Origin of the sequence: Dongia sp. (assembly GCF_041906375.1) — a bacterium.
Classification (GTDB): Bacteria; Pseudomonadota; Alphaproteobacteria; order Dongiales; family Dongiaceae; genus Dongia.
Window position 1 is genome coordinate 222,305 of record NZ_JAYRJJ010000005.1, and the last position, 19,330, is coordinate 241,634.

Below are 19,330 nucleotides of genomic sequence, written 5' to 3' on the forward strand. Positions count from 1 at the left end.
CGCCTCACTGCGTAATGGGCACCTTGCGTTCAATGTTTTCAGTCAATGTGAAATTCCGTTTGGCCAGTTCTTCCTTGAGACGCGGACTGGCCGTCCCTGTCGTCCAGATGTCGATACCCTTCTTGAAGCCGGCCTTCTCGAACTGCGCACGGCCATAATCGATGCGCTTGGCGATCGCAGAATCGTAGACCCCGTTGTCCCAGGCTACTGCAAGCACCACACGCCCATTCGTTGCACTCGCCGATGCGACACCCAGGACCGGGATGAGTTCCACCAAGCGCGCGTTCTTGGTATGATAGCCGCGCAGTATTTCTGCGGTGTTCTGGTAGAAATTGGCACCCACTTCGTCCTGCGCACGGATGGACAATTCCAGAAAACGGTCCAGGCCCTTCACACCCTTCATGTCATGAAGCGCTGCGACAATTAATGTGGCCTGACGAGGTGTGAAAGCCGGGTCATCCAGGAAGCGCTGCGCGATTTCGTCGTTGATGCCAAGTTCCGCCAGTTTCTTTTCGTTTTCAATCCGTAGGCGCGAGGGGGGCTCGGAACGCAATGCCTCATTGAGCTGATCAGAGGTACGGACCAGGCTGAAGGCCATCACCGCACCACCCGAGGCAACAGTCGTGGCGCCGGAGACCGTAAGGCCGCCAATCGCCGCCGCCCAACCGATTCGGTTGAGTTCTTCCTGCAGCGTCTTGTTGCTGGAATAGACGTCGCATCCCATATCGGCGCAGTACTCGCGCTTCCAGGACGACACCATCAACGCCTGCTTCATCCTGCCATCTTCGCTTGGATTGGCATCAGTGGTCACGCTCTCGGCAACATTCTCGAAAATGGCAAAGAGGCCGCGCGGGATTCCGGTGATGGTATCGACCGGATCCGTGATCATGCTTTCGCCAAAGCGTAGCGGCGACTTCGCTGCATGAAGGACGGCATCGGCAAACGCCTCGGTGCGACTAATGTCTTTGAGAGCCGTAATGACTTGGATCTCTGTCAGAATTTTTTGCAGCGCATAAGTGCCAATCGGCCTGAACGTGCCGTAATCGGATTCGACGGTGTAGCGGTACAGAAATCCGTCGCTGACGACTTTATCGCCAATACGGTAATGGGGGCCGGAAAGAACATCGGCGGGCAGAACCTGGCTCGCGGTCACATTCGTGCCTACTTCATATCCGTCTGCCGCCGCGGGGCTTATCATGAACATCGCCATGGCCAAACAAATGACGATTTGTTCGAAACGGTGCTTTGACATTGAGGTCCCCTTCCCAAGGCGAATGGGCGTCAAACTTTGAGTAGGCTTTTCTACCGAGACCAACTATGAGTTTATGCATAGACCCGCCGGGGTATGAACGGGCATCGAGAAGACGGCGGCGAACTTCCGGCAACGGCTTCAAGGCTGAACCGCGCTGGGTCGCATGTCCTAGCCAGCTTCACAATGAGAGTTCCATTAGCGCCCTGCAGGCGAATCCCCGGCATGATCGCAACGCTTAAGCGGCGACCACACCGGCGCGGTCGTTGCTTGCACGTTCAGTTTGCGTGCGATCGCCGCTGCTGAGGAGTAGTTTACAGTAGCGTTCTACGCCCATGTCGACGGTTTCATCGCGGAACTAAGCAGCGACAAGAAACGGGCCGATGGTGATCCGTGGGGGGAAATGGTAGCACCGGACGGATTTGAACCGCCGACCAAGGGATTATGATTCCCCTGCTCTACCGCTGAGCTACGGTGCCACACGCTTTGCAAGCGAGGCCGGTCTGGGGCGTTGGCGCCCGGCCGGTCGGGGAAGCGTATATAGGGGGGCTGCCCCCACTGTCAAGGATTACGCAAGCCCTTGGGATAAAAGCCGGATTCGGCTTCAGTCAGCGAACATGGCGGTCAGTTTCAGGGCCACCCCCATGCTGCCTTCGACCTTCAGCTTGCCGGTCATGTAGCCGAGCGTCGGGTCGAGCTTGCCGGCCATCAGTTTGGCGAGGTTTTCGGCCGTGATGGTAATGGTCGTATTGGCGTCGCCATGGTCCGTCCCGTCGATGACCGGCGGGTGTTCGGTGCCGTCCCAGAAGATGATCTCGTCATCCACCACGAACTTCACCTTGTAGCCGAGCTTGAGGTTCTGCCCGGCTCTCTGGCGCATTTCGGCGATCAGGCTTTCCGCGTCCATCCGACACCCTCCCCCAGGACCCGCGCGGTATCCCCTACTCGGTCGCGCTGGCCTCATTCTGCCCGAGAGAGGCCGTGGCGGCAATCCAGCCACCGCCCACCAGCCGGTCGCCCTGATAGGCGACGGCCGCCTGGCCGGGAGCGATGCCGAATTGCGGCGCCTCGAGGGTGATCTCCGCCGCGCCATCCGTGCCGACGGTGAGGCGCGCCGGGGCGGCTTCGCTCATCGAGCGCAGCTTCACCGCGACGGGGACGTCGGTCATCGTTTCGCCGGGCCGGCCCAGCCAGTTCATCTCGCGCAGGGTGACATGGTCGCGCGCGAGCGCGGCCTTCGGGCCGACGATCACTTGCTTGGCGCCCGCATCGAGCCGCACGACATAAAGCGGCTCGTTATTGGTGCCCTTCTCGTTGACGCCGATGCCGCGACGCTGGCCGATCGTGTAATGCACGATGCCCTGATGGTGCCCCAGCACGCGCCCGTCGACATGCACGATCTCGCCGGGATCGACGGCGCCCGGGCGCAGCCGCTCCACGACACTCACATAATTGCCGTTGGGCACGAAGCAGATGTCCTGGCTGTCCGGCTTGTTGGCGACTTCGAGGCCGAAGTGCTGGGCCAGCGCCCGCGTCTCTGTCTTGGGAATATCGCCCAGCGGAAAGCGCAGATAATCCAGCTGCGCCTGCGTGGTTGCGAACAGGAAATAACTCTGGTCGCGCGTTGGGTCGGACCCTCGATGCAGCTCGGCCCCGCGCGTCGTCATCACCCGGCGCACATAATGGCCGGTCGCCAGGCAGTCGCCGCCGAGGTCGCGCGCCTGGGTCAAGAGATCGCGGAATTTCACACGCTGATTGCAGCGCACGCAGGGGATCGGCGTCTCGCCCTTGAGGTAGGAGTCGGCAAATTCCTGCATCACCGCGTCCGAAAACTTGCTCTCGTAATCGAGGACGTAATGCGGGAAGTCGAGCCGCTCGGCCACTTGCCTCGCATCATAGATATCCTGCCCCGCGCAGCAGGCGCCTTTGCGCGCCAGGGCCACGCCATGGTCATAGAGCTGCAGCGTCACACCGACCACGTCATAGCCCTGCTCCTTGAGGAGTGCTGCGACGACGGAGCTATCGACGCCGCCGGACATGGCGACGACAACGCGGGTATCGGCGGGTGCCTTATCAAAGCCGAGTGAGTTCATGGGGCGAGCTTATATCACCGGCCGCTTCAGGCGCCAAAATGCCCCTTTAGCAGCCCTATCGTGCGGATAAAGGGGGCCGGGTCCGCTTCCAATCCTATCGCGGCGGAGAAATGCCCCTGCTCCCGCACGAACAGGTTTTCCGCAGGAATCCGCCAGTTTTCGGCCAACCGCCGGCCGCCGTCATAGGGTGTCACATTGTCCCTGGTGCCGATCAGCAGCACGATCCCGGCGGGGTCGATCGGGGCCTCGCCCGCGCTGTCAGTAAAGCGGCCCATGGCGGCAATCTCCGCCTCGCCCCAGCCAGCGAGCTTGGCGGCCTTGTCGAGCCCGGTGATGGTGGCCAGCGAGGAATTGAAGGTGAGCGCACTCACCCGGTCGGTGGTGGTGAGCAGCATCAGCTTGTCGGGTCGCGATGCCTCGTCCCAGCTGCCCATGCGCTCGGCCAGCACCTGGGCCGTCAGCGCCCCCAGGCTGGTGCCGCTGAGGCCCACCTGCGTGCTGCCGTTCTGCCGGCACCAATGGATGATGGTGCCAAGCTCCCGTGCCGCCTGGCGGAAATGCAGCAGGCCGGAGAGCGGCGGCCGGCGCATGAAGCTCTCGCCGCCATAGAGGCCGGGCACGGTGCGCCTGTTATGGCCCGGTGCATCCGGCAGCAGGATGCGGCAGCCATGGGCGGCAAGGCTGCGATACCCGCGCAGATCGCCGCGCATCATCTCCATCTCCATGGCGAAACCATGGCCGTAGATAAGGCTCGGCACCTTCTCCTGCCGCCCCTCATAGACATGCACCCAGCAGAGATCAGTGGGATCGTCGGGCGATGGGAAGCGCAGCCAGTATTCGCGCACATCCGCATGCTCGATCACATGACTGCGCTCGACCGCAGGTAATTGCGCGGGCAGCGCGAAGAACGCATCCGGGCTCTGGCCAGCGATGGCGATGTCCAACTCCGGCGGCAGCGGCACGTCGACCCGCACCGCCGGCACGCGCGCCCGGCGCGCGAACCAGATGTAGTTGAAGCGGTGACCGAGGAAGTTATGCGCCGCCTCGCGCCGCGCCCGCTCGGCGGCATAAAGATCGCGTCCATGGCCGAAGGCTGCATCGATCCACTGCGCCTGCGCCTGCGCCGACAGGCGTCCCAGTTCCGCCGTCTGCCGCACGCGCGCGGCGATGCCGGCGGGAACGGCATGCAGATTCAGCGTCTCGGCAAAGGCATCGACGTCGCCTGCCCCAGCTGCCGCCCAGCAACGCGCTGCCGGCAACAGCCAGCCCATGCCCCACAGGCACAGGGGATCGATCCAGGGTTTGGCCAGAAGTCGGGCGAGGCCGGCATTGCTACTCATGTCGGGGCGCTCGCTGGAAGATGGTTTCAATCGCGCTCGTCGAGCCAGGCCATCTGGATGGCTTCGAGGATCTTCTCGTTGCTCTTCTGCGGGTCGTCTTCGAAATCGGGCAGTTCCTGGACCCATTTCCACAGATCGGTGAAGCGCAGATTGACGACGTCGACATCCGGATGCCGCTCATCGAGTTCGATGGCGATGTCGTGGATATCGGTCCAGCGCAGCTTCTTCGCCATGGCGGGGCCGCTCTCTCCTACTTGTCGACCTGCATGTTGCGCGTGGCCGAGGGCAGGCTGACGACGAGGCCGTCCAGCTCTTCCGTCATCTTGATCTGGCAACCCAGGCGCGAGGTGTGCGTCAGGCCGAAGGCGAGGTCGAGCATGTCTTCCTCGTCTTCGCTGGCTTCGGCGAGGACGTCATACCATTCCGGGTCGATGACGACATGGCAGGTCGAACAGGCCAGCGACCCTTCGCAGGCGCCTTCCAGGTCGATGCTGTTGCGGTGGGCGATCTCCAGGACTGACAGTCCCAAGGGGGCCTCGCACTCGACCCGGGTCCCATCCTGCTTCACGAACGTCATCTTCGGCATTTGCTTACACTCTCTATCGCGGGCCCCGGCATCGGTCCGGCCCAAAAACCCTTTATTGCGCGCCGTCAGTTGCCATACCGGCCTCGACCTCGTCAAGCCGCTGGCCCCTCAAGGCCGCCTGAATGGCCCGATCCATGCGTTTTTGCGCAAAAGCATGGGTCGCGCGGTCCAATTCCTCCATCCCGGCATGGATCTGGACCCGGTCCTCGGTAGACAGCAGATCCTTGAGCTTTTGCGCCACCCGGTCGATGTCGGCCCGCTCCGCCGCATCCAGCAGGGTGCCGTCGGCCTTCAGGGCCGCGTTCAAGGCCAGCAGCACCCGCTCCGCCTCGACGCGGGATTCGAGCAGCAGGCGCTTTTCCATATCTTCGCGCGCAAAGGTCAAGCTGTCGCGCAGCATGTCGGCCATCTGGTCGTCGCTGAGGCCGTAAGACGGCTTCACCGCGATCTCGGCTTTGACACCCGTCATCCGTTCCTCGGCGCTCACCGTGAGCAGCCCGTCGGCATCGACCGCATAGGTGACACGGATGCGCGCGGCACCCGCCACCATCGGCGGAATGCCCTTGAGCTCCAGCCGGCCCAGCGAACGGCAGGCGTCGACGGTTTCCCGCTCGCCCTGCACAACATGGATCAGCATACCGGTCTGGCCGTCCTGATAGGTGGTGAAATCCTGCGCCTTGGTGACCGGGATCGGGGTGTTACGCTCGATCACCCGTTCGACGATGCCGCCCATCGTCTCGATACCGAGCGAGAGCGGAATGACGTCAAGCAGCAAGGTGTCGGACCCTTGCGTCAGCGCCTTCGCCTGCAAGGCGGCGCCGACGGCCACGACCTCATCGGGATCGATGTCGGCGAGCGGCTCCTGCTTGAAGAAATCGGCCACGAAGGCGCGCACCAGCGGCACGCGGGTCGATCCGCCCACCAGCACCACGCCCTTCACGTCGACGGGCGAGAGCTTGGCGTCTTCCAGCACCTGGCGGCAGGCACGCAAGGTGCGGCCGATCAAGGGCTCGATGAGAACTTCAAACGTGCCGCGGTCGATCGACTGGCGCACATCATGGCCGGCGACCTTGGCCTTGAGTTCCGCACCCGATGCCGTCGTGAGGCGCTCCTTGGCGGCGCGCGCGGCCTGCAGCAGAATTTTCGCCTCGCCGGAGGTCAGGCCGGTGATGCCGGTGCGGCGCATGGCCCAGCTCGCCAGCGCATGGTCGAAATCGTCGCCGCCCAATTGCGCGTCGCCGCCGGTCGCCAGCACCTGGAACACGCCCTTCTGCAGCTTCAGAAGCGAGATGTCGAACGTGCCGCCACCCAGATCGTAGACGGCATAGATGCCTTCCGCCGCACTGTCCAAGCCATAGGCCAACGCCGCCGCCGTCGGTTCATTGACGAGGCGCAGCACCTCGAGCCCGGCCAGACGCGCCGCGTCCTTGGTGGCCGTGCGCGCGGCATCGTCGAAATAGGCCGGCACCGTGATGACCGCCTTCTCGACCTTGTGGCCCAGGCTGATCTCGGCGCGCATTTTGAGCGCCTTCAGGATGTCGGCCGAAATCTCGACCGGCGACAGAATGCGATCGCCGACCTTGAGACGCACCATGCCGCCGGATTGGCCGTCCGCATCGGGTGCGATTTCATAAGGCAGCGCGCCAGCGAGGGTCTTGAGATCCGCGGCACCCCGCCCCATCAGGCGCTTGACCGAGGAGATGACGAGGTCGGGATGCTGCGCCAGTTCCGCCAGCGCGGCGCGGCCGACGATCGGCTCGTCATAGGCATAAGCGACCACCGAGGGCACCAGCCCATCGCCGGAACCGTCACGCAGCACCTCTGGATGATCGCCCGACACCATGGCGACGACCGAATTGGTGGTCCCCAGATCGATGCCAATCGCCTGGCTGCGCTCCAGCGCATGTGGTTCCGGCGTCGCACCGGGTTCGTGAATCTGCAGCAGCATCAGTATTTCACCATCAGGATTCCAGCGCGGCCCGTCGCAGGCGCGCTTCTTCCAGGAATTTACGCAGGTATTTGAGGCGCAGAACGGCGCGATTGGCGGCAACAAGATTGTCGGCGGCGAAGGCCAGCGAGATGTCGCTGAGCAGCTGGATGGCGCCGGCCGCGGCACCTACCATCAGCTCTTCGATCGCATCGGCGCTTTCGGCTTCCGCCAGCGCCTCGCGCTTCTCCATCGCTTCCATCAGCAGCGCCGGATCGTTGATCGTCTTGTCGGCGGCGGCTTCCGATAGCACGCCCTTGAGGCGCAGCAGATAGGTCGCCCGCTTCAGCGGATCATTCAACGTCTCATAGGCTTCGTTGAGAGCTACGGCCTGGGATTCGGCGATGGCGCGTTCCTTGGCGGGCTTGCCGGCGAAGCGATCTGGATGCAGCACGCGCTGGAATCCCAGATACTGCTTTTCCAGCCGCTCATCATCGAGGTCGAAGCTGCGCTCCATCCCCAGTCGCGCAAAATGATCCGTCGATCCCGGCGCCTGGACAGCGCCGCAGGTGTGGCAGAACAACGCCCGGCTATCTACCGGACCCTTGCACGACCAGCACGGCACGAACTCCGCGCCGGCGCCCCCGGCGCCCGCTCCGCCGATATTCTGAACCACAGCCATCGTATGCGCTCAAACGTGGAAGGACTCGCCGCAGCCGCAGCGCCCTTTTTCATTGGGATTGCGGAACACGAAGCCGTTCTGCAGTTTTTCTTCGACGAAATCCATCTCCGTGCCGAAGATGAACAGCGACGCCTTGGGATCGATCAGGATGGTGACGCCGTCCTGCTCGATCGCCTCGTCGCCCTGGCCGCGTTCGTCGGCATATTCGATCGTGTAGGAAAGGCCCGAACAACCCTTCGACCGGATGCCGATGCGGATGCCGACTGACGGCTTGCCGCGCTTGCCCAGCAATTCGCGCACGCGTTCCAGCGCCGCCGGCGTCACCGTGATCGCCGCGGGCTTGGGGCGCCGCGCGGGCTTCACCGGCGCCGGTGCCGGCGCTCCTTGCGCCGTACTCGTCTCGGTCATGTTGCCACCGTCACTCATTCCGCCGCCTTGTCCGCAATGCCGGCCTTCTCGCGGTAGTCCTTGATCGCTGCCTTGATGGCGTCTTCGGCCAGCACCGAGCAATGGATCTTCACCGGCGGCAACGCCAGATGCTGCGCGATCTCGGTGTTCTTGATCGTTTCCGCTTCAGCGAGCGTCTTGCCCTTGACCCATTCGGTCGCCAGCGACGACGAGGCGATGGCCGAACCGCAGCCGAAGGTCTTGAATTTGGCATCCTCGATGCGACCGTCGGCACCCACCTTGATCTGCAGCTTCATCACGTCGCCGCAAGCCGGCGCACCGACCAGACCGGTACCGATACCGGCTTCTTCCTTCGCAAAACCGCCGACGTTGCGGGGGTTCTCGTAATGGTCGACGACTTTTTCGCTATACATGACCTACTCCCTTACACCTGCTGTCCAATGCCCAAGAAACTTAACACGGGGCTTAGTGCTCGGCCCATTGGATCGACTTGATATCAATGCCGGCCTGGGCCATTTCCCAGAGCGGGCTCATTTCCCGAAGACGCTGCACCGCCTGCACCAGATGCTCGACGGCGTAATCGATTTCCTGCTCGGTCGTGAAACGGCCGATGCCGATCCGGAGCGAGGTATGCGCCATCTCGACCTCGACACCGAGGGCACGCAGCACATAGGACGGCTCGAGCGAGGCCGAAGTGCAGGCCGAACCCGACGACACGCAGAGATCCTTGATCCCCATCATCAGCCCCTCGCCTTCGACATGGGCGAAGGAGAGGTTGAGGTTGCCGGGGATGCGGTGCTCGGCATCGCCGTTGAGATAGACCTCCGAGAGCTTCGCCGTGACGCCGTCATAGAAGCGCTTGGCGAGTTTCTTGAGGCGTTCGGACTCGGCGCCCATTTCCTTCTCGGCGATGGCGCAGGCTTCACCGAGGCCCACGCAAAGCGGGGTCGGCAGCGTGCCGGAACGGAAACCGCGCTCCTGACCGCCACCATGAATGAGCGCTTCGAGGCGCACGCGCGGCTTCCGCCGCACATAGAGCGCGCCGATGCCCTTGGGCCCATAGATCTTGTGACCCGAGATCGAGAGCAGATCGATGTTCATCGCATCGACGTCGAGCGGAATCTTGCCCACGGCCTGCGCCGCGTCGGTGTGGAAGAAGACGCCCTTCTCACGGCAGATCTTGCCGATCTCGGCCAAGGGCTGGATGACGCCGATCTCGTTATTGACCGCCATGATCGAGACGATCGACGTCTTCGGCGTGATCGCGTTCCTGAGCACGTCGAGATCGACGAGGCCATTCTTCTGCACCGGCAGATAGGTGACCTCGAACCCTTCCAGCTCCAGATGGCGGCAGGAATCGAGCACGCATTTATGCTCGGTCACCGTGGTGATGATGTGGTTCTTCTTGTCTTTGTAGAAATGCGCCACACCCTTGATGGCCAGGTTGTTCGATTCCGTGGCGCCCGAGGTGAAGATGATCTCCTTCTCATCCGCGCCGATGATGCTGGCCACCTGTGCGCGCGCCTTCTCGACGGCGGCTTCGGCGTCCCAGCCATATTTGTGATTGCGCGAATGCGGGTTGCCGAAATGCTCGGTGAAGAACGGCAGCATCGCCTCGACCACGCGCGGATCGCACGGCGTCGTCGCCTGGTAATCGAGATAGATCGGCAGCTTGGGAATGTTGACGCCCGGATTGCTGCCGCTCGATGCCGATTTGGTGTTCTGGTTGGCGATGTTCATGATGACTTGGCTACCCTTCCACTCTCTCTTAAGCCGGAACGCGCGCTTGTTCAGCGTCGTTGCGGGCGAGGCCCGCCCGCTGCACGCGCGCCCAGGCGGCGATGAATTGATCGATATCGGCAGCGCTGTTCTGCCAGCCGAGGCTGACGCGAATGGCCGAACCAGCCGTCGCCGCATCGAAGCCCATGGCCGAAATCACATGGCTCGGCCGCACCTTGCCTGACGAACAGGCGGAGCCCGCCGAAATGGCAATGCCTGCGAGATCCAGCGCCATCACCAGCGTTTCCGCCGTCTTGGTACCGCTGGCAAAGCAGGACGTGTTGGGCAAACGCATGGCCGATCGGCCGAAAATCGTGACCGGCAGGCCGAAACCCACCAGCTTCTCCTCCAACGCATCGCGCAATGTGCCGATGCGCGTACTCTCCACCAGACTCGCCGCCGCTTCCGCCGCCGCACCGAAGCCGGCGATGGCGGCCACATTCTCGGTGCCGCCGCGCCGGTTGCGCTCCTGGCCGCCGCCTTGCACCAGCGGCTCGACCGGCAGATCGCCGGCCAGCACCAGGGCGCCCGCACCCTGCGGCCCGCCGATCTTGTGTGCCGACAAGGTCAGGTAATCGACGCCCAGCTGATTGATGTCGACCGGGATGCGCCCCGCCGCCTGGATGGCGTCGCAATGCACCAGCGCACCCTTGGCCTTTGCCACGCGCGCGATCTCTGCCACTGGCTGGATAACACCGGTCTCGTTATTGGCCAGCATCACCGAGACGAAGGCCGGGCGATCGGCCTTGTCGAGCAGGTGGCTGAGATGCGCCACATCCACTTCGCCGTTGCGCCCCACGCGTGCGACTTGCGCACCGGCAAGCCGCGCCGGGCGCAACACCGATTCATGCTCGATCGCCGACACCACCAGCGGCCGCCCCTGGCGCGCATGAAGCGCCAGATTGTTCGCTTCCGTACCGCCCGAGGTGAAGGTCACCAGCGGCGCCCGACCGCCGACCAGAGCGGCCACGGCCTCCCGCGCATGATCGACCCAGGCCCGCGCACGGCGGCCAAAGGCATGGACCGAGGACGGATTGCCGACCTCCTGCAATGCGGCCGACATCGCCGCCAGCGCTTCTGCGCGCAGCGGTGCGGTCGCATTCCAGTCCATGTAGAGGGCGCGGTTCATGATGCTGTTGTCTTACTCCGCTGCCGCCGCGGCCGAATCCGCGGCATGGTCGGCACCGTTGCCGTTGCTGGCCGGTGCGCTCATTTGTGCGCCTTCGACCTTGTGCGCGATGCCGAGGATACGACGCTCGACCACATCCGCCAGCGACACGGAGCTGAGGAACAGATGGATCTGGCGCGACAGCTCTTCCCACAGATCATGGGTCAGGCAGCGCGACTTGTCCGAATGGCAGCCGGTGGCCGTGTTCGGCTTGCAGCGTGTGGCGCGGATGGGTTCGTCGACCGCGAGGATCGCATCGGCGATGCGCGTATCGTCCGACGTGCGCGCCAGCAGATAGCCGCCGCCGGGACCCCGCACCGACTTCACCAACCCGGCCCGGCGCAGCTTGGCGAACAGCTGCTCGAGATAGGACAGCGAAATTTCCTGCCGGCTCGAGATATCGGCCAGCGAAACGGGTCGACCCTGGCTGTTGGTCGCCAGATCAACGAGCGCCATCACGGCGTAGCGGCCCTTGGTGCTCAATCTCATGACACTTCTCCTAAAGCTTGCCGGACGGGAGTCTGCCCCGCCCCGCCCTCGATTTCCGTCTTGTCGTCAGTTGTGGCCGAACCGGCGCACATCGCCGAGCTCGCCGTCTTCTTGTCCATCCGTCTTGGGTGCCGCCGGCCCGGTGCCGCGTTCCACTTCCGTCTCCAAGACCGTGATGCGCGCCTGCAGGCGCGAAATCTGGTCCAGCAATCCTTCGATGGCGCGCGCCACCGGATCGGGCAGGTCCTGGGTCGGCATGCCATAGGCCGCGAACTCGCTGCCGCATTCCTTGGGCATCACGATCCGCGCCGGGACGCCGACCGCCACACTGTTGGCCGGCACGCTCTTGATCACGACGGCATTGCCGCCGACGCGGGCACCCTTGCCGACGACGATGTCGCCCAGCACCTGGGCGCCGGCACCGACGATGACGCCGTCTTCCAGCGTCGGGTGGCGCTTCACATTGACCTGGGCTGCCGAATTGATGGCCGGCGCGATGCCGCCCAAGGTCACGTCGTGATAAAGGGTCACGTCATCGCCGACGACCGCCGTCTCGCCGATCACGACGCCCATGCCATGGTCGATGAAGAAGCGCTTGCCGATCTGGGCACCGGGGTGAATCTCGATACCGGTGATGAAGCGTGAAAACTGCGAAACCATGCGCGCCAGGGTCGGAAATCCGGCGAGATAGACCGGCCGCGCCAGGCGATGCAGCAGCACGGCATGGAAACACGGATAGGTGAGCGCCACCATCAGCCGCGACCGGGCAGCCGGGTCGCGGGCCTTAATTGCATCGAGCTCAGCCGCAATGTTCTTGAAAAACATCATCGCCATCGTGTTTATTAGCGCGCCGCCGGTTTCGGCCTATAGCTGATATAAGCAGTCAACTATAAGCCCGGCCCACTGCGGTGGTCACCGTTCGAAGGTGATATAATATGCCTGACTATGACGATCAAGTATTGATCGTTATGACCCAGGGTTCTGGCCGGTTGTTTTCCATCGGAAAATGTCAACCAAGCGTCTGTGACATTCTGGCCGTGAACCCTTAACCTGCTGATATAGATCGGTTATTGGACAAGAAATGCCTGAGATTATTATGAACGGGCCGGAAGGCCGGCTTGAAGGCCGCTATCAGCAGGCAAGCACCCCTAATTCCCCTATAGCGCTGATGCTGCACCCCCATCCGCAGCATGGCGGGACCATGAACAACAAGGTCGTCTATAGCCTTTACCAGACCTTCCAGCAGCGTGGGTTTTCAGTCCTGCGCTTCAATTTCCGCGGCGTCGGCCGCTCCCAAGGCAAGTTCGACCGGGGCGAAGGCGAACTTTCGGACGCCGCGGCGGCCCTTGATTGGCTGCAGACCTGGAACCCCAACGCCCCGCAATGCTGGATCGCCGGCTTTTCCTTCGGCGCCTGGATCGGCATGCAGCTCCTGATGCGCCGCCCGGAAATCTCCGGCTTCATCTCGGTAGCCCCGCCCGCCAATATCTACGACTTCTCATTCCTCGCCCCCTGCCCCTCCTCGGGCCTCGTGGTCCAGGGTGACCAGGACAATGTCGTGCCGCAGGAATCGGTGCAGAAGCTGGTGACCAAACTCACCCACCAGCGCGGCATCAAGATCGACTACCAGATCGTGCCGGGCGCCTCGCACTTCTTCACCGAGCATCTCGATCAGCTCACCAAGATCTGCGACACCTACCTCGACACGGCACTCCCCGAGGCGGCTGCAAAGTCGCGGGCTGGGAAGTAGGCTCGGCTGCAACCGACTATCGCAAGATGAGCGCCAGGAGATCGCGGGCCAAAGCGGGATCGCCGACAGTCCGGTTTTGACCGAATCTAGGCATCCAATCCTCCGCTAATGGACAACGACCGAAGTAAGTCATTGGCAATCAGATTCGCCGATGACACTCTGTCTATCGCAATGCTTCGATGTCTCTGTGACGCGAGCGATCACCGCGTAACTGGAGCTTCGGTCGCATTGTTGCGGCTGTGGAGAATGGCTAGCTCGGCAAAAGGAGAAAAGCCAGGAGTTGCAGCCTCTCTTATGCCGCGCGACTTTGCGCACAGCGGGAAGTCAAGATGAACGACCTTGACGAACACACGAGCGTCACCGCTCCCACTGTCGACGATATGGCGGGGCTTGGCGATCTTTCGCAGCTTCTTTCAATGTGGCTTGACCGGCGCAAGACGGGCGGCCTCCCGGCACGGGCCTCGTTCGACCCACTGGACATGCGAAAGCTGCTCGGTCGAATTGTGATAGTCGACGTACTTTCAGATCCGCTGCGCTTTCGTTTTCGGCTGGTCGGCACCGATTGGGTCACGCAATTTGGCTTTGATCCGACCAATACCTTCGTCGAGGACTTCCCGCGCGTTCAATCGAGAGCGTTCATAAAGGAGGTCATGAGCAAAACCGTCCTGGAACGCGTGCCGTTGATGGTGCGTCGATCAGTCATCATTGACGGCGAGTATTTTCGCTATGGCATGCTCTTGCTGCCATTGGCATCTGACGGCGCCTCAGTAGACATGATTATGATGGGCTTCGAATTCCCCAAAGCCTGATCGGCGTCGCATCTGACGAACGAATGCAAAGAACCCGCGCAGAGATCACTGCTACCCAATTTTCAATATTCAAAGTCGGCCGCCAATATACATCGCTATCGTCTCGTACCACCTCTGAAGCTTCACCCCTCTCCCGGCACCAGCACCGCCGCGCCCTGCAATCTTCCTTTGCGCAAATCGGATAGGGCGCGGTTGGCCTCATGCAATGGATAGAGCGTCACCTGGGTGTGCACGGGGATTTTTGGAGCGAGGGCGAGGAAGTCGAGGCCGTCCTGGCGGGTGAGGTTGGCCACTGAGACGATCTCGCGTTCCTGCCACAGCAGGCGATAGGGAAAGCTTGGAATATCGCTCATATGAATGCCGGCGCAGACCACGCGGCCGCCAGGGCGGATGGCGCGGAGGGCTCGCGGCACCAGGACACCGTCGGGCGCGAAGATGATGGCGGCATCGAGTTCGACCGGTGGCAGCGTGTCTGACGGTCCGGCCCAGACGGCACCAAGTCCGCGCGCAAAATCCATCGCCGCATCGTCGCCAGGGCGCGAGAAGGCATAGACTTCCCTGCCCTCATACTGCGCCACCTGGACGATGATATGTGCCGCAGCACCGAAGCCGTAGAGGCCGAGGCGCTTGCCCTCCCCCGCTTTCCTCAAGGCGCGATAGCCAATGAGGCCGGCGCAAAGCAATGGCGCTGCCTCGGCATCGGAATAGCCCGGCGGAATGGGCAGGCAATAGCGCGCATCGGCGATCATGAATTCGGCATAGCCGCCGTCGCGCTGATAGCCGGTGAAGGAAGCAAGTGCGCACAGGTTTTCGCGGCCAGCCCGACAATGTTCGCAATTGCCGCAGGTGAATCCCAGCCATGGCACGCCGATGCGGGCACCCAACGCTACCGAGGTGACGCCGGAACCCAGCGCCAGCACGGTGCCGATCACCTCATGTCCGGGAATGCAGGGAAGATGCGGCTCCGTCAATTCGCCGTCGACGACATGAAGATCGGTCCGGCAGACGCCGCAGGCATGAACCTTGATCAGCACCTCGCCAGCCTGCGGTTGCGGCCAGTGCCGTTCCTGCCGTTGCAGCGCCGCACCCGGCGCTGCCAGCACCATGGCGGTACCCTTCGGCATGGCGCTCACGCCAGCGGCTTGACGACGCTTGCCTGCAAGCCTTTCTCGCCCGGTGCTGCCACATAGGTGACGCGCGCGCCGACGGCAAGTTTCTTGAACCCGCCATGGGGAACGCTGTTGGCATGGAAATAGACCTCGCCCACGGTCGCATCCTCGAGGAAGCCGTAATCCTGCTCCGGGAACAGGCGCACGACGCGCGCCGTGGCCGGCGCCTCATGCGACTTCACGTCGTGGCGCATCTTGCGCGTCGCATCCTCGACGCGCCGGGTCAGCGCATCGAAGGCGTCGCGGATGGCGACATAGATATCCTCATGTGCCTGGTCCTTGGGCGAGGCCTTGTTGATGGCGATCTCATGGCCCGGCAAGGCGAGGTCGATGCTGACATGATAGAGCTTGCCGCTGCGCTGGCGCTTATTGGGGGCGCTGATGACGACGCGGCAGCTGACGATCTGCTCGCTGAAGCGGTCGAGCTTGGCCGCCAGTTCCTCGATCCGCACCCGCACGGCATCGGATGGGTCCATGTTGCTGAAGGTGATCTGCAGGGGAATTTTCATGGCCGTTCCAGACTCTGTAATACCGACAAGATCAGGCTTGGCCCTAATTCGGGACCTGTCCTTGACCTAAATCAAGCCCTCTTTCGCGCGCAGGGTCTTAAGGTGTCAAATGGTTCCGAAGGGAGAGATGGGCATGGCAGACACTTCTGATGCGAAAGCGTCGACCAGGGTGCCCGTTTCGGCCCTCTATCATCCCTGCGCGCCCGCCGATCTGCCAGCTCCCCAGCCGAAAGATGGCGCCGCGCCACGCGCAATCGGTCAGGACCGCGCGATGGAAGCCGTGGCCTTCGGCATCGGCGTCGAGACCAAGGGCTACAATATTTTCGTCCACGGGCCGACCGGTGCCGGGCGCCACACATTGGTGCAGACCCTGCTGCAGGAAGCCGCCGATCGGCGGCCACGGCCCGACGATTGGTGCTACATCCACAATTTTGCCGAGCCGCACCAGCCGACCATCCTGCGGCTGCCGGCCGGCCGCGCGGTCGAATTGCGCGAGGCGATGGCGCATCTGATCAAGGATCTGCGCGCGGCCCTCCCTGCCGCGTTCGAGCGAGAGGATTACCGCGCCCGTCGCGATGCCTTCGAGCAGCAGGCAAAGTCGGCACATGAAAAGACCTTCGACGAATTCCGCCAGCGCGCCGAAGCGCAGGATGTCGCCGTCATGCGCACGCCCTTCGGCCTCACGCTGGCGCCGCTCAAGAACAAGGAACCGATCCGCCCGGCCGATTTCGACATCTTTCCGGAAAGCGAACAGAAGAAGATCCGCGAGAAGATCGAAATCCTGCAGGTCGAGTTGGAGAAGCTGGTTCGGCAGATCCCCAACTGGGAACGCGAGGTGCGCGAGGCCATCCGCAATCTCAACCAGGAAATCGTCCTCGCCGTCACCAGCCTGCCCTTCGGCGAGATCAAGGAGAAGTTCAAGGACCTGCCGGCGGTCTGCGCCTATCTCGACGTGGTCGAGAAAGACATCCAGCAGAATGCCGACGAGTTCCTGTCCGCGGCGCACGAGCCGAACCAGAACGATGGTCCGCTGGAAGGCAGCTCGCGCAACGGGCTTTCCTTCCGTCGCTACCAGGTCAATGTGATCGTCGACAACAGCCGCCTTGGCGGCGCGCCGGTGATCTATGAGGACAACCCGACGCATCAGAATCTGGTCGGCCGCGTCGAGCATATTGCGCGCATGGGCACGCTGCTCACCGATTTCAACCTGCTCATTCCCGGCGCCCTGCACCGCGCCAATGGCGGCTATCTGGTGATCGATGCCGAACGATTGCTGATGAACGGATTCTCCTGGGAATCGCTGAAGCGCGCCCTCCGCGCCGGCGAGGTGAAAATCGAATCCATCGAACAATTGCTGAGCCTTGCCAGCACCGTTTCGCTGAAGCCCGAACCCATGCCGCTCGCCCTCAAGGTCATCCTGATCGGCGAGCCGCGCACCTATTACCTGCTCTCGATGCTCGATCCGGAATTCGCAACCCTGTTCAAGGTGGCCGCTGATTTCGATGACCAGATCAACCGGACAGCGGAAGAAACGAAGCAATATGCCGCCTTCGTCACTCATATCGCCCAGCGAGAGAAGCTGCTGCCCTTCGCTCCCGGTGCCATCGCCCGCGTCATTGAATACGCCGCCCGCCTTGCCGGTGACGCTCACAAGCTCACGGCCGACATGAGCGCGCTGGCCGACCTCGCGACCGAAGCGGATTACTGCGCCAAGGCCGCCGGTGAAAAGACAGTGAGCGCCCAATCCGTCGAGAGCGCCATCGAGGCAAGGCGGCGGCGCGCCGACCGGCTCTATCGGCGCTATCACGAGCTGGTCGCCACCGAGACTATCCGCATCGAGACTGCGGGCGAGCGCGTCGGTCAGGTCAACGGCCTGTCCGTCGTCTCGATCGGTGGCACCGAATTCGGTCGCCCCAGCCGCATCACCGCGCAGGTCCAGCTGGGACGCGGCCAGGTGGTGGATATTGAACGCGAGACGGAACTCGGCGGCCCCATCCATGCCAAGGGCGTTCTCATCCTCACCGCGTTCCTGGGCGGCCGCTATGGCATGAAGCAGCCGCTGGCACTGAATGCCAGCATCGTGTTCGAGCAATCCTATTCCGGCGTCGAGGGCGACAGCGCCTCCTGTGCCGAACTCGTCGCCTTGTTGTCGGCCATCGCCGAGCGCCCGCTCAGCCAATCCTTCGCCATGACCGGATCGGTCGACCAGCATGGCAATGTGCAGGCCATCGGCGGCGTCAACGACAAGATCGAGGGCTTCTTCGACGTCTGCAATCTCGGCGGCCTCACCGGCGCACAAGGGGTCATCATCCCGGCAACGAATGTGCGCAATCTGATGCTGCGCCGGGACGTGGTCGATGCGGTATCGCGCGGCCAGTTCCATATCCATGCCATCGGCCATGTCGATCAGGCGATCGCCCTGCTGTCGGGAATGCCCGCCGGCGAACTGGCGATCACGGGCGAATATCCGGCCGGTACGTTCAATCAGGCGGTGATGCAGCGCTTGAAAGTCTTTGCCGAGGGCCAGAAGCAATGGAGCGGCGGCACGCAACTCACGATCGGCCGTCCGGTATGAGCGAGCTTGGCATCGAGCGCATCGTGCTGATCCTCGAACCGGGCGGTGAACATCGCGCCGGCATCCAGGCCGCCATCGATCTGGCGTCGACCCTGGAACTGCCGCTCCAGGCCGTCTTCGCCGAGGATGAGGCGCTGCTCGACGTCGCCACCTTGTCGCTCGCCGCGCATCTCGACCTCGGCAATCAGATGTCGCGCGCTCTCGAATCCGATCTGCTGATCGCCGCCATCAAGGTCGAGATGCTGCGTTGTCGCGACGCGCTTGATCTTGCCGCGCGCGAGGCCGGCATTCGCCCCTCCTTCACTGAATGGCGCGGCCAACCGACGCTGGCCAATATCGGCGTTCGCGGCACCGACCTGGTGATCGTTGAGGGCTTCTCGCGGCCTGTGACCGGACAGGCCAGGCTGCGATCCTCCTGGCCGCGCCGCCTCACCACCGACGGTGCTTCCGTGCTGGTGCTCAACCAGGGGCTGGTGCACAAGCTCGTCATCGGCAGCCTGCAGGATGGCGAGAAGCAGCCGCGCGCTCAGCGCATTGCGGCACCCCTGGCGGCCAAACTGGGCGGGTCGGTCGTCTATCTGCAGCGCGACGAATCGCATGCCGCATCGGTGCTCGCCCGGCGCAGCGCGGAAATGAAATGCGACATGCTGGTGCTCGATGCGGCCGAAACCGATCCCGACATCTGCGCAGCACTCGTCGCCGAAGGCCATTGCAGCGTCCTCATCCTGCGCCGGCCCTAAGCCTGTTCATCAATTTCCTCGCTCCCTCATCAACTCACCCGTCTGAAATTACCCATC

20 protein-coding genes and 1 tRNA gene are annotated in these 19,330 nt (G+C 63.2%); 4 read left to right on the forward strand and 17 right to left on the reverse strand.

Annotation, left to right across the window (positions count from 1 at the left end):
• Positions 1-4 precede the first annotated feature (4 nt).
• From ACE3OA_RS16700 to epsC, 15 genes are all read right to left on the reverse strand, one after another.
• Positions 5-1,252 carry a hypothetical protein gene (locus ACE3OA_RS16700; RefSeq protein ID WP_374312757.1) on the reverse strand — a complete coding sequence of 416 codons (1,248 nt, stop codon included), beginning with the start codon at positions 1,250-1,252 and terminating at the stop codon, positions 5-7.
• A 401-nt stretch (positions 1,253-1,653) separates the two neighbouring features.
• Positions 1,654-1,728 (reverse strand) — tRNA-Met (locus ACE3OA_RS16705).
• A 125-nt stretch (positions 1,729-1,853) separates the two neighbouring features.
• Complete coding sequence (locus tag ACE3OA_RS16710; RefSeq protein WP_374312759.1) at positions 1,854-2,156, reverse strand: SCP2 sterol-binding domain-containing protein; 303 nt, start codon at positions 2,154-2,156, stop codon at positions 1,854-1,856.
• A gap of 34 nt (positions 2,157-2,190) precedes the next feature.
• The gene (gene mnmA / locus ACE3OA_RS16715) at positions 2,191-3,342 is read right to left on the reverse strand and encodes a tRNA 2-thiouridine(34) synthase MnmA (RefSeq protein ID WP_374312761.1); all 1,152 of its coding nucleotides are present in this window, start codon (positions 3,340-3,342) and stop codon (positions 2,191-2,193) included.
• 26 nt (positions 3,343-3,368) lie between these two features.
• Positions 3,369-4,682, reverse strand: coding sequence for a hypothetical protein (locus tag ACE3OA_RS16720; RefSeq protein WP_374312763.1), 1,314 nt, complete (start codon positions 4,680-4,682; stop codon positions 3,369-3,371).
• Between the two features lie 26 nt (positions 4,683-4,708).
• Positions 4,709-4,915 carry a Fe-S cluster assembly protein IscX gene (gene iscX / locus ACE3OA_RS16725; RefSeq protein ID WP_374312765.1) on the reverse strand — a complete coding sequence of 69 codons (207 nt, stop codon included), beginning with the start codon at positions 4,913-4,915 and terminating at the stop codon, positions 4,709-4,711.
• Between the two features lie 17 nt (positions 4,916-4,932).
• Positions 4,933-5,268 (reverse strand): ferredoxin family 2Fe-2S iron-sulfur cluster binding protein, encoded by a 336-nt coding sequence (locus tag ACE3OA_RS16730; protein WP_374312767.1) that lies wholly within the window; start codon positions 5,266-5,268, stop codon positions 4,933-4,935.
• Between the two features lie 52 nt (positions 5,269-5,320).
• On the reverse strand, positions 5,321-7,216 hold the full coding sequence (hscA, locus tag ACE3OA_RS16735) for a Fe-S protein assembly chaperone HscA (protein WP_374312769.1): 1,896 nt from the start codon (positions 7,214-7,216) through the stop codon (positions 5,321-5,323).
• A gap of 13 nt (positions 7,217-7,229) precedes the next feature.
• On the reverse strand, positions 7,230-7,877 hold the full coding sequence (gene hscB / locus ACE3OA_RS16740; RefSeq protein ID WP_374312772.1) for a Fe-S protein assembly co-chaperone HscB: 648 nt from the start codon (positions 7,875-7,877) through the stop codon (positions 7,230-7,232).
• A gap of 9 nt (positions 7,878-7,886) precedes the next feature.
• Positions 7,887-8,303 carry a HesB/IscA family protein gene (locus ACE3OA_RS16745; protein ID WP_374312774.1) on the reverse strand — a complete coding sequence of 139 codons (417 nt, stop codon included), beginning with the start codon at positions 8,301-8,303 and terminating at the stop codon, positions 7,887-7,889.
• The gene (gene iscU, locus ACE3OA_RS16750; RefSeq protein ID WP_374312776.1) at positions 8,300-8,698 is read right to left on the reverse strand and encodes a Fe-S cluster assembly scaffold IscU; all 399 of its coding nucleotides are present in this window, start codon (positions 8,696-8,698) and stop codon (positions 8,300-8,302) included. The genes ACE3OA_RS16745 and iscU overlap by 4 nt, the downstream gene beginning before the upstream one ends.
• Before the next feature lie 52 nt (positions 8,699-8,750).
• A complete protein-coding gene (locus ACE3OA_RS16755) occupies positions 8,751-10,025 on the reverse strand; it encodes an IscS subfamily cysteine desulfurase (RefSeq protein ID WP_374312778.1) in 1,275 nt (424 codons plus the stop codon).
• Positions 10,026-10,053: 28 nt separating this feature from the next.
• On the reverse strand, positions 10,054-11,193 hold the full coding sequence (locus ACE3OA_RS16760; protein ID WP_374312780.1) for a cysteine desulfurase family protein: 1,140 nt from the start codon (positions 11,191-11,193) through the stop codon (positions 10,054-10,056).
• A gap of 12 nt (positions 11,194-11,205) precedes the next feature.
• Positions 11,206-11,721 (reverse strand): Rrf2 family transcriptional regulator, encoded by a 516-nt coding sequence (locus ACE3OA_RS16765; protein ID WP_374312782.1) that lies wholly within the window; start codon positions 11,719-11,721, stop codon positions 11,206-11,208.
• A 66-nt stretch (positions 11,722-11,787) separates the two neighbouring features.
• The gene (gene epsC, locus ACE3OA_RS16770; protein WP_374312784.1) at positions 11,788-12,555 is read right to left on the reverse strand and encodes a serine O-acetyltransferase EpsC; all 768 of its coding nucleotides are present in this window, start codon (positions 12,553-12,555) and stop codon (positions 11,788-11,790) included.
• A gap of 247 nt (positions 12,556-12,802) precedes the next feature.
• Here epsC and ACE3OA_RS16775 point away from each other — a divergent pair, with 247 nt between their 5' ends.
• On the forward strand, positions 12,803-13,471 hold the full coding sequence (locus ACE3OA_RS16775; protein ID WP_374312786.1) for an alpha/beta hydrolase: 669 nt from the start codon (positions 12,803-12,805) through the stop codon (positions 13,469-13,471).
• A 329-nt stretch (positions 13,472-13,800) separates the two neighbouring features.
• The gene (locus ACE3OA_RS16780; RefSeq protein WP_374312788.1) at positions 13,801-14,280 is read left to right on the forward strand and encodes a PAS domain-containing protein; all 480 of its coding nucleotides are present in this window, start codon (positions 13,801-13,803) and stop codon (positions 14,278-14,280) included.
• A 122-nt stretch (positions 14,281-14,402) separates the two neighbouring features.
• Here the strand turns inward: ACE3OA_RS16780 and ACE3OA_RS16785 are convergent, their stop codons facing one another.
• Together ACE3OA_RS16785 and ACE3OA_RS16790 are read right to left on the reverse strand one after the other, a co-directional pair.
• Positions 14,403-15,404: a zinc-dependent alcohol dehydrogenase family protein gene (locus ACE3OA_RS16785; RefSeq protein ID WP_374312790.1), complete on the reverse strand. Its 1,002-nt coding sequence runs from the start codon at positions 15,402-15,404 to the stop codon at positions 14,403-14,405.
• A 5-nt stretch (positions 15,405-15,409) separates the two neighbouring features.
• Complete coding sequence (locus ACE3OA_RS16790) at positions 15,410-15,958, reverse strand: HPF/RaiA family ribosome-associated protein (RefSeq protein ID WP_374312793.1); 549 nt, start codon at positions 15,956-15,958, stop codon at positions 15,410-15,412.
• A gap of 133 nt (positions 15,959-16,091) precedes the next feature.
• On the opposite strand from ACE3OA_RS16790, the gene ACE3OA_RS16795 reads away from it, so the two are divergent.
• Both ACE3OA_RS16795 and ACE3OA_RS16800 read left to right on the forward strand, forming a co-directional pair.
• Entirely contained in the window at positions 16,092-18,533 is a 2,442-nt protein-coding gene (locus ACE3OA_RS16795) for a Lon protease family protein (RefSeq protein ID WP_374312795.1), read from the forward strand.
• On the forward strand, positions 18,530-19,273 hold the full coding sequence (locus tag ACE3OA_RS16800) for a hypothetical protein (protein ID WP_374312797.1): 744 nt from the start codon (positions 18,530-18,532) through the stop codon (positions 19,271-19,273). The genes ACE3OA_RS16795 and ACE3OA_RS16800 overlap by 4 nt, the downstream gene beginning before the upstream one ends.
• The last annotated feature ends 57 nt before the right edge of the window (positions 19,274-19,330 follow it).

Bases quoted from the DNA above. Each gene is read 5' to 3' on its own strand.
- ACE3OA_RS16700 (WP_374312757.1), bottom strand. From the start codon at position 1,252: ATGTCAAAGCACCGTTTCGAACAAATCGTCATTTGTTTGGCCATGGCG.
- ACE3OA_RS16710 (WP_374312759.1), bottom strand. From the start codon at position 2,156: ATGGACGCGGAAAGCCTGATCGCCGAAATGCGCCAGAGAGCCGGGCAG.
- mnmA (WP_374312761.1), bottom strand. From the start codon at position 3,342: ATGAACTCACTCGGCTTTGATAAGGCACCCGCCGATACCCGCGTTGTC.
- ACE3OA_RS16720 (WP_374312763.1), bottom strand. From the start codon at position 4,682: ATGAGTAGCAATGCCGGCCTCGCCCGACTTCTGGCCAAACCCTGGATC.
- iscX (WP_374312765.1), bottom strand. From the start codon at position 4,915: ATGGCGAAGAAGCTGCGCTGGACCGATATCCACGACATCGCCATCGAA.
- ACE3OA_RS16730 (WP_374312767.1), bottom strand. From the start codon at position 5,268: ATGCCGAAGATGACGTTCGTGAAGCAGGATGGGACCCGGGTCGAGTGC.
- hscA (WP_374312769.1), bottom strand. From the start codon at position 7,216: ATGCTGCTGCAGATTCACGAACCCGGTGCGACGCCGGAACCACATGCG.
- hscB (WP_374312772.1), bottom strand. From the start codon at position 7,877: ATGGCTGTGGTTCAGAATATCGGCGGAGCGGGCGCCGGGGGCGCCGGC.
- ACE3OA_RS16745 (WP_374312774.1), bottom strand. From the start codon at position 8,303: ATGAGTGACGGTGGCAACATGACCGAGACGAGTACGGCGCAAGGAGCG.
- iscU (WP_374312776.1), bottom strand. From the start codon at position 8,698: ATGTATAGCGAAAAAGTCGTCGACCATTACGAGAACCCCCGCAACGTC.
- ACE3OA_RS16755 (WP_374312778.1), bottom strand. From the start codon at position 10,025: ATGAACATCGCCAACCAGAACACCAAATCGGCATCGAGCGGCAGCAAT.
- ACE3OA_RS16760 (WP_374312780.1), bottom strand. From the start codon at position 11,193: ATGAACCGCGCCCTCTACATGGACTGGAATGCGACCGCACCGCTGCGC.
- ACE3OA_RS16765 (WP_374312782.1), bottom strand. From the start codon at position 11,721: ATGAGATTGAGCACCAAGGGCCGCTACGCCGTGATGGCGCTCGTTGAT.
- epsC (WP_374312784.1), bottom strand. From the start codon at position 12,555: ATGGCGATGATGTTTTTCAAGAACATTGCGGCTGAGCTCGATGCAATT.
- ACE3OA_RS16775 (WP_374312786.1), top strand. From the start codon at position 12,803: ATGCCTGAGATTATTATGAACGGGCCGGAAGGCCGGCTTGAAGGCCGC.
- ACE3OA_RS16780 (WP_374312788.1), top strand. From the start codon at position 13,801: ATGAACGACCTTGACGAACACACGAGCGTCACCGCTCCCACTGTCGAC.
- ACE3OA_RS16785 (WP_374312790.1), bottom strand. From the start codon at position 15,404: ATGCCGAAGGGTACCGCCATGGTGCTGGCAGCGCCGGGTGCGGCGCTG.
- ACE3OA_RS16790 (WP_374312793.1), bottom strand. From the start codon at position 15,958: ATGAAAATTCCCCTGCAGATCACCTTCAGCAACATGGACCCATCCGAT.
- ACE3OA_RS16795 (WP_374312795.1), top strand. From the start codon at position 16,092: ATGGCAGACACTTCTGATGCGAAAGCGTCGACCAGGGTGCCCGTTTCG.
- ACE3OA_RS16800 (WP_374312797.1), top strand. From the start codon at position 18,530: ATGAGCGAGCTTGGCATCGAGCGCATCGTGCTGATCCTCGAACCGGGC.